Raw genomic sequence first — 7,842 nt, 5'->3', positions numbered from 1 at the left:
CGCTGGGCTTGGGCCCGGCGCCTACTGGGGTGCCGGGTCCTGCCGTCGGGCGGGTACGGGTCCGTCGTGGCTGGTCGCGCAGTTCCCCGCGCCCCTGAGTCGGCCATGTGGACGCTCGTGAACATCCCCAGCCGACCGAGCCGCCGGACCGAGGACGGACACCCCCCACCCCGGCACCGAACCGCACGCGCTACACAAGCCCCCACCGGACAGCAAGAGGCCGCCGCAGGCATCTCAGGGGCGCGGGGAACTGCGCAAAACGCCCGCCCCCACCCACCCCGCACACGACCTCAAACCCCCGGCCACCGAGGAGCCCGGCGCTCATTGAACGCCGCCACCCCCTCCGCCCGATCCCCCGAAAACGCCACCGCCCGCCACGCCGCGTCCTCCACCTCCAGCCCCGCCCGCAACTCCAACCCCTGCCCCAACCGCAACGCCCGCTTCGCCGCCCGCAACCCCACCGGCGAGTTCGCCGCGATCCGCCCCGCCAGAGCCAGCGCCGCGGAACGGTCCTCCCCGACCGGCACCAGCTGATCCACCAGCCCCAACCGGTACGCCTCCTCCGCCTCCACCCGCCGCGCCGTGAAGATCAGCTCGGCCGCCCGCGCCGCCCCCACCCGCCGCGGCAGCAACTGCGTCCCCCCGCCCCCGGGAATCACCCCCACCGACACCTCCGGCAACCCCACCACCGCCGTACCGTCGGCCACGATCAGGTCGCACGCCAGCGCCAGCTCGAACCCCCCGCCCAGCGCGAACCCGTGCACCGCCGCGACCGTCGGCACCGGCAGCTCCAGCACTCCGGTGTACGCCCCCCGAGCCACCGGCCGCTGCCGCACCAACTCCGCGTCGCTGAAGGAGTTCCGCTCCTTCAGATCCGCCCCGACACAGAAGGCCCGCTCATGCGTGGAGGTCACCACCACCACGCGCACCCCCTGATCACCCCCCAGCGCGGCACACGCGGCGGCAAGGGAACGAGCCATCTCCGTCGAGACGGCGTTCATCGCCTTGGGCCGGTCCAGCACCAGCTCGGCGACCCCTTCCTCCCCCTCCTCCCCATGCCGCCGCACCAGCACGAACTCCCCGAACCGCTCCTCGCCCATCAGACCCTCCGAGTTAACGCGGGTTAACAAGAACGCTCCGATCATCGCAGCCCCGCCCACTCCACGAAAGGTTCCCGCCGAACCGCCCGACACCCCGTTCGAGTGACATCCCGCCCAACTCCTCCCCCACCGCCCATGGCAGCGCATAACGTGCGCCCCGCCACGGCGCACAGGGGGCGCGGGCACACAGGGGAGGAACCACCATGACGGCGACGGTCACCATGACGACGGGGCTCGCGGACAGCGAAGGCACCCACCTCTTCGGCTCGCGCGGCCCCAGAGGCCCCCGGGGCCGCCACCGCAAGCCCCGCCCCCGCAAAGTCCTCCTCGCGGCGGGCGGCCTGGCCCTGGCCGCCGGCGCCCTGAGCCTCGTACGACTGATCCCCGACACCACGGTCGGCGGCTTCGGCGCGACGGACACGGACCCCCAGGCGGCACCGGACACGAACACCGGCGCGGACCCCGGCACAGTTACGGACCGCGCGACCAACGCCGCCGCGACCATCGGTTCCGTCCCGCAGGCGAGCCCGTCCGCCACCACGGTCATGGGCGGGGTCTCGGCGACCCCCACAGCAGGCGCACCCCTCGCACGGACCGCCTCCGCGTCCGCAGCCGCCGTACCACTGCCTCTCGCCGCGGCCCCCACGACAATCCCGGAGGCCCCTAACGCCCCGGCCCCCACGACCACCACCGCGCCGCACACACCGGCGACGACCAGCGCCCCACGACCGGCCCCCACCTCGGCCCGGACCACACGCCCGCCGACCCAGGCCCCGGCCCCGACGGCCCAGCCCACCCAGTCGACCCGCCCCGCCCCAGGCCTGTGCGTACCGATCATCGGCCTGTGCGTGCAACAGCGCTGAGAGACCCTAGGGCGCCGAGTCCCGCCGCGTCAGCAGCCACGGCTCGACCACGCCGAGACCACGCACCGGCCGCTGCCACATCGGCTGCAACGCGAAGCGGTACGTCGGCGGCTCCTCGCCCTCCTTCTCCGCGGCGGCCGCGGCCTCCGCCGCCTCCGCCTCGGAGGCGGGCGCCTCGCCGTGACGGATCAGCTCCTCCGCGAAGGCGGAGTCGACGAGCACGGCGTCCCGGGGAGCTATCGAGGTCAACCGGGAGGCGAGGTTCACCGTCGTACCGAAGACATCGCCCATACGGGTGGTGACCGTGCCGAAGGCGATGCCGACGCGCAGCTCGGGCATGGTCTCGTCGTTCGCCATGGTCTCGATCAGCCGCAGCGCGATCTCGGCGGCCACCGCCGCGTCGTCGGCCGCGTACAGCACCTCGTCACCGAGGGTCTTGATGAGCCGCCCGCCCCGGGCCGCCACCAGATCCGCGGCGGTGGTCTCGAAGGCCTCGACGAGCTCGCCGAGCTCCTCCTCCTCCATCCGCCGGGTCAGCCGCGTGAACCCGACGAGGTCGGCGAAGCCGACGCACAGCCGCCGGTCCACCATCTCCTCGTCGTCGGCGGCCTGCACGACCCGCCCCGCCGAGGCGGCGAGCTGGCGGCGCCAGACGTAGACGAGGAACTCCTCCAGCTCGGGCAGGAGCAGCTCGATGATCGGGTACGTCACCTCGGTGCGGGTCATGCCCGGCTCCGGGGGCTCGGTCAGACCCTCCAGGAAGGAGTCGATCTGCCACTCGGCGAGCCGGGCGGTGGTCTGCCCGGTGGACCGCGCGACCTGTACCGCCATGGCCTCGCTCAGCAGCCCCGCCTCGACGAGACCGGCGAGCCGGCGCAGCGCGAGGACGTCCGCCTCGGTGAACGCCTTGGCCTGGCCGACGTCCGCGAAGCCCATCGCCCGCCAGAAGCGGGTGGCCAGCTCCATGGAGACGCCGGCGGTGCGGGCCGCCTGAAAGGGGGTGTAGCGCCGCTCGGCGCCGAGGATCAGCTGTTCGAGACGCACGGCGAGCGGGTGCGGGGTCGCGTCCGCGCCGGAGCCCGTGTCGTCTACGGTCACGCCTGCTGCCCTTCCGATCTGTCACGGTCAGGTATCGACCGGCCTCAACTGTACGGCAGGTGTGCGCCAGCTCACTCCCACAGGAGGGGGCCGGCCGCGCCCCTCGGCGGAGCCGCCGATGTCACAGCCCCGGCCGCCGGCAGCGGGGACGCCCCCGCCCCTGCGGAGCTGCCGCTCACGCCGGTCGCAGGTGCACGATGTCTCCCGCCCCCACCGGCTCCTGTACGCCCTCCTTCGTCGCGATCACCAGGCGGCCGTCGCCGTCCACCGCCACCGCCTCGCCCACCAGTGCACGGTCGCCCGGCAGCTCGGCCCGCACCCTACGTCCCAGCGTGGCGCACCCCGCCGCATACGTCTCCTGCAAGCCGCTCACCGTCGGGTCCCCCGCCGCGGCCCGCCAACGCTCGTACCACTCCTCCAGCGACCGCAGCACTCCCCTCAGCAGCGGATCCCGGTCCGTGCTCACCGCTCCGGCCAGCGCCAGCGAACCCGCGGTCGGCACCGGCAGCTCGTCCTCCCGGAGCGTGACGTTGATGCCCACGCCCACGACGACCCCGTGGTCCCCCGCCCGCTCGGCGAGGATCCCGCCCGCCTTGCGTTCCTCGCCGCCGACGGTCACCAGGAGGTCGTTGGGCCACTTCAGGGCCGTGTCGACGCCTGCGGAGCGGGACAGGCCCGTCGCCACGGCGACCCCGGTGAGCAGCGGAAGCCAGCCCCAGCGCGCGACCGGCACGTCCCCCGGCGTCAGCAGGACCGAGAAGAACAGGCCCGAGCGCGGCGGCGCGGTCCACTGCCGGTCCAGGCGGCCCCGCCCGGCGGTCTGCTCCTCGGCGACGAGGACCGCGCCCTCGGCGGCCTTGCCCGCGGCGGCACGGGCGACCAGGTCGGAGTTGGTGGAGCCGGTGCCGCTCACCACCTCGATCCCGGACCAGAGCCCGCCGTCCCGCACCAGCCCGCGGCGCAGCGCGGCGGCGTTGAGGGGCGGCCGGTCGAGGTCCGACCACCGGCTGTCGTCTCCTGAAACATCTCGCGGCGTCATGCAAGCCACCCTAGGTGTGTGAAACGCCGCACTGCTGATTCCCGGGGCCACCACTACTCTACGGATGAGTAACCGTCCCCCCTTTTGAGCAGGCAGGGAGCCGCGAGACCGATGTCCGAGCCGGAAGAGATCGACATCCACACCACCGCGGGCAAGCTCGCGGATCTCCAGCGCCGCATCCAGGAGGCGACGCACGCCGGCTCCGAACGTGCCGTCGAAAAGCAGCACGCCAAGGGCAAGTTGACGGCCCGTGAGCGGATCGACCTGCTGCTGGACGAGGGTTCCTTCGTCGAGCTGGACGAGTTCGCGCGGCACCGCTCCACCAACTTCGGGCTGGAGAACAACCGCCCTTACGGAGACGGCGTGGTGACCGGCTACGGCACCGTGGACGGCCGCCCGGTCGCCGTGTTCTCGCAGGACTTCACCGTGTTCGGCGGCGCCCTCGGCGAGGTCTACGGCCAGAAGATCGTCAAGGTGATGGACTTCGCGCTGAAGACCGGCTGCCCGGTCATCGGCATCAACGACTCCGGCGGCGCCCGCATCCAGGAGGGCGTGGCCTCCCTCGGCGCGTACGGCGAGATCTTCCGCCGCAACACCCACGCGAGCGGTGTCATCCCGCAGATCAGCCTGGTCGTCGGGCCGTGTGCCGGTGGCGCCGTGTACTCCCCGGCGATCACCGACTTCACGGTCATGGTCGACCAGACCTCGCACATGTTCATCACCGGCCCGGACGTCATCAAGACGGTCACCGGCGAGGACGTCGGCTTCGAGGAGCTGGGCGGCGCCCGCACCCACAACTCGGTGTCCGGCGTGGCCCACCACATGGCCGGGGACGAGAAGGACGCCGTCGAGTACGTCAAGCAGCTGCTGTCGTACCTGCCGTCCAACAACCTCTCCGAGCCGCCGGTGTTCCCGGAGGAGGCGGACCTCGCGATCACCGACGAGGACCGCGAGCTGGACACCCTCGTGCCGGACAGCGCGAACCAGCCGTACGACATGCACACGGTGATCGAGCACATCCTGGACGACGCCGAGTTCTTCGAGACGCAGCCGCTGTTCGCGCCGAACATCCTCACCGGTTACGGCCGGGTGGAGGGCCACCCCGTCGGCATCGTGGCCAACCAGCCGATGCAGTTCGCGGGCTGTCTCGACATCACCGCGAGCGAGAAGGCCGCGCGCTTCGTCCGCACCTGCGACGCCTTCAACATCCCGGTCATCACCTTCGTGGACGTGCCGGGCTTCCTCCCGGGCGTCGACCAGGAGCACGACGGCATCATCCGCCGGGGCGCCAAGCTGATCTACGCCTACGCGGAGGCGACCGTCCCGCTCATCACCGTCATCACCCGCAAGGCCTTCGGCGGCGCCTACGACGTCATGGGCTCCAAGCACCTCGGCGCGGACCTCAACCTCGCCTGGCCGACCGCCCAGATCGCCGTGATGGGCGCCCAGGGCGCGGTCAACATCCTGCACCGCCGCACGATCGCCGAGGCCGAGGCCGCGGGGGACGTGGAGGCGACCAGGGCCCGGCTGATCCAGGAGTACGAGGACGCCCTCCTCAACCCCTACATCGCGGCCGAGCGGGGCTACATCGACTCCGTGATCATGCCGTCGGACACCCGCCGCCACGTCGTCCGGGGCCTGCGCCAGCTGCGCACCAAGCGCGAGTCCCTGCCCCCGAAGAAGCACGGCAACATCCCCCTCTAAGGAGACGCTGTGAACATCAAGGTCGTACGGGGCAACCCCACTCCGGAGGAACTGGCCGCCGCCCTGGCGGTGGTCAGGGCCCGCGCCGCGGCGACACCGGAGCCGCCCGGCGCGGAAACCCCCAGCCCCGCCTGGTCCGACCCCTCCCGCATAGCAACCCGCCGCCTCCCCCGACCGGGCCCGACGTCATGGACCCGCACGTACTGGCCGGGTTAGGTGAAATCTTCTGGGGGCGCGGGGAACCGCGCACCTAGCCACAACTCGGGGCGCCATTTGAGTACCCGTACTCAGGCGCCCTGTACCGGCCAAGCCCCACGCTGGTGGCATGCTGTGGTCCGACCCCGATGACGAACCCCCGAAGGAACTCCGCGACATGCAGGAGATGCTTCGGCGGCTGGGCATCTTCATGGCCCTGGCCATGGTGCTCGCGATGATTGTGGTCGGACTACGCTGACCCGCATGACCGATCAGCCGCGCCGCCGCCTCATCCTCGCCTCCCAGTCCCCCGCCCGGCTGAACCTCCTCCGCCAGGCGGGCCTGACGCCCGAGGTCATCGTCAGCGGGGTCGACGAGGACGCCGTCACAGCGCCCACCCCCGCCGAACTGGCCCTCGCCCTCGCGGAAGCCAAGGCGTCGGTCGTCGCCGCACTGCCGAAGGCGTCCCGCGCCCTGGTGATCGGCTGCGACTCGGTGCTCGACCTGGACGGCGAGGCGCTGGGCAAGCCGGCCGACGCCGAGGAGGCGACGGCCCGCTGGAAGGCCATGCGCGGCCGCGCGGGCACCCTCCAGACCGGCCACTGCGTCTACGACACGACGAGCGGCCGGTACGTCTCCGCCGTGGCGTCCACGGTGGTCCGCTTCGGCGAGCCCACCGACGACGAGATCGCCGCGTACGTCGCCTCCGGCGAGCCCCTCTACGTCGCCGGGGCCTTCACCCTGGACGGCCGCTCGGCCCCGTTCATCGAGGGCATCGACGGCGACCACGGCAACGTGATCGGCCTGAGCCTGCCGCTGCTGCGCCGACTGCTGGCCAAACTGGGCGTGGGCATCACGGAGTTGTGGGCGCCGGCGGAGGCGTGAGCGGCGAGCCGGCGGCCTCCTGAGCGTCCTTGGGCTCCTCGGCGGCCTCGGAATCGCCGGGTCCGTCGGGCCCGTCCGTGTCCTGCGGGTCCGCGGGAGGTGCCGGCTGCGGCTGGGCGTCGTACGTCACGAGCAGCAGGACGATGAGCGCCAGCATCACCACCATGAACACGAACTGCGGCCGGCCGATCAGCGCCCAGGAGACGGCGGCGAGCAGGCCGTGCACCACGGCCACGCTGATCAGCAGGATGCGGCCGAGGCCGGCCGGCTGACGGTCGCGCAGGGCCACCAGCAGGGCCACCAGGCCGCACAGGGCGAAGTAGAGGCCGAAGACGACCGCGCCCACCTTCGAGGACAGCACCATGGCGTCCGGGTCGAGGCCGGCCAGGGACATGTTCTGCCCGTCGACGACATTGGCCATGATCCAGTTCAGCAGGGCCACGCCGAACGCCTCGGCGAAGAGGACGACCGCCACGATCCACGCCACCGGCCTGCGTATCACCGGTCCCCACCCACTTTCGAGCCATGCTGTTGTTACCCGAAGTACGTTCGATACAGCGTGAACGCTACTAACGGGTAAACCCCGGGACAAGGGTTCGGCGGGTGGCAAAGAATCATTGGGCCATTCGTAGGGACTCCACAAAGAAACGAAGTGGTCCGCAGCACGCCCTTACAGAGACCTTGACCACAGAGGAGGGCTAGGGTTTCCGGGAGGAGTCCTGCGTACCGAGGTGCGACAAGGGATTTCGCAGCTGGAGTGAGCCTCGTATCACGCTCCGTGTGGGCAAGCTCACCACCGGGGACGGGTCGAAGAGACGTGTCGGCAGTCCCTAAACTCGGCTTGTTTCAAGGAGGGAGCCTCAATCGTGCGCAAGGTGCTCATCGCCAACCGTGGCGAAATCGCTGTCCGCGTGGCCCGGGCCTGCCGGGATGCCGGTATCGCGAGCGTGGCCGTGTA

10 protein-coding genes are annotated in these 7,842 nt (G+C 71.7%); 6 read left to right on the top strand and 4 right to left on the bottom strand.

Annotation, left to right across the window (positions count from 1 at the left end):
• Positions 1-290: 290 nt before the first annotated feature.
• On the bottom strand, positions 291-1,100 hold the full coding sequence (locus ACFULQ_RS47840; RefSeq protein WP_383557783.1) for an enoyl-CoA hydratase/isomerase family protein: 810 nt from the start codon (positions 1,098-1,100) through the stop codon (positions 291-293).
• Between the two features lie 203 nt (positions 1,101-1,303).
• Here ACFULQ_RS47840 and ACFULQ_RS47835 point away from each other — a divergent pair, with 203 nt between their 5' ends.
• Positions 1,304-1,963: a hypothetical protein gene (locus ACFULQ_RS47835; protein WP_383557780.1), complete on the top strand. Its 660-nt coding sequence runs from the start codon at positions 1,304-1,306 to the stop codon at positions 1,961-1,963.
• Between the two features lie 6 nt (positions 1,964-1,969).
• On the opposite strand, the gene ACFULQ_RS47830 is transcribed toward ACFULQ_RS47835, so the two are convergent.
• Both ACFULQ_RS47830 and ACFULQ_RS47825 read right to left on the bottom strand, forming a co-directional pair.
• On the bottom strand, positions 1,970-3,061 hold the full coding sequence (locus tag ACFULQ_RS47830; protein ID WP_383557777.1) for an adenylate/guanylate cyclase domain-containing protein: 1,092 nt from the start codon (positions 3,059-3,061) through the stop codon (positions 1,970-1,972).
• Positions 3,062-3,236: 175 nt separating this feature from the next.
• On the bottom strand, positions 3,237-4,100 hold the full coding sequence (locus tag ACFULQ_RS47825; RefSeq protein WP_383557774.1) for a biotin--[acetyl-CoA-carboxylase] ligase: 864 nt from the start codon (positions 4,098-4,100) through the stop codon (positions 3,237-3,239).
• Positions 4,101-4,211: 111 nt separating this feature from the next.
• Here ACFULQ_RS47825 and ACFULQ_RS47820 point away from each other — a divergent pair, with 111 nt between their 5' ends.
• From ACFULQ_RS47820 to ACFULQ_RS47805, 4 genes are all read left to right on the top strand, one after another.
• Positions 4,212-5,804, top strand: a complete 1,593-nt coding sequence (locus ACFULQ_RS47820; protein WP_123762730.1) for an acyl-CoA carboxylase subunit beta — start codon at positions 4,212-4,214, stop codon at positions 5,802-5,804.
• Positions 5,805-5,813: 9 nt separating this feature from the next.
• Positions 5,814-6,020: an acyl-CoA carboxylase subunit epsilon gene (locus tag ACFULQ_RS47815; protein ID WP_383557771.1), complete on the top strand. Its 207-nt coding sequence runs from the start codon at positions 5,814-5,816 to the stop codon at positions 6,018-6,020.
• Between the two features lie 109 nt (positions 6,021-6,129).
• Positions 6,130-6,258, top strand: coding sequence for a morphogenic membrane protein MmpB (gene mmpB, locus ACFULQ_RS47810; RefSeq protein WP_267974108.1), 129 nt, complete (start codon positions 6,130-6,132; stop codon positions 6,256-6,258).
• Positions 6,259-6,263: 5 nt separating this feature from the next.
• Positions 6,264-6,884 carry a nucleoside triphosphate pyrophosphatase gene (locus ACFULQ_RS47805; RefSeq protein ID WP_383557768.1) on the top strand — a complete coding sequence of 207 codons (621 nt, stop codon included), beginning with the start codon at positions 6,264-6,266 and terminating at the stop codon, positions 6,882-6,884.
• On the opposite strand, the gene ACFULQ_RS47800 is transcribed toward ACFULQ_RS47805, so the two are convergent.
• Positions 6,853-7,371: a hypothetical protein gene (locus tag ACFULQ_RS47800; protein WP_383557766.1), complete on the bottom strand. Its 519-nt coding sequence runs from the start codon at positions 7,369-7,371 to the stop codon at positions 6,853-6,855. The two genes, ACFULQ_RS47805 and ACFULQ_RS47800, sit on opposite strands and share 32 nt — an antisense overlap.
• Before the next feature lie 379 nt (positions 7,372-7,750).
• Here ACFULQ_RS47800 and ACFULQ_RS47795 point away from each other — a divergent pair.
• A partial coding sequence (locus ACFULQ_RS47795; RefSeq protein ID WP_308427085.1) for a biotin carboxylase N-terminal domain-containing protein occupies positions 7,751-7,842 on the top strand: 92 nt, incomplete at its 3' end.

Origin of the sequence: Streptomyces sp. NPDC057253 (assembly GCF_042669125.1) — a bacterium.
Lineage (GTDB): Bacteria > Actinomycetota > Actinomycetes > Streptomycetales > Streptomycetaceae > Streptomyces.
Note: the sequence above shows the minus strand (reverse complement) of the source record. Positions and strands in the feature narration are given on the sequence as shown.

Coding starts and splice junctions, on each gene's coding strand:
- ACFULQ_RS47835 (WP_383557780.1), top strand. CDS start 1,304: ATGACGGCGACGGTCACCATGACGACGGGGCTCGCGGACAGCGAAGGC.
- mmpB (WP_267974108.1), top strand. CDS start 6,130: ATGCTGTGGTCCGACCCCGATGACGAACCCCCGAAGGAACTCCGCGAC.
- ACFULQ_RS47805 (WP_383557768.1), top strand. CDS start 6,264: ATGACCGATCAGCCGCGCCGCCGCCTCATCCTCGCCTCCCAGTCCCCC.
- ACFULQ_RS47825 (WP_383557774.1), bottom strand. CDS start 4,100: ATGACGCCGCGAGATGTTTCAGGAGACGACAGCCGGTGGTCGGACCTC.
- ACFULQ_RS47820 (WP_123762730.1), top strand. CDS start 4,212: ATGTCCGAGCCGGAAGAGATCGACATCCACACCACCGCGGGCAAGCTC.
- ACFULQ_RS47840 (WP_383557783.1), bottom strand. CDS start 1,100: ATGGGCGAGGAGCGGTTCGGGGAGTTCGTGCTGGTGCGGCGGCATGGG.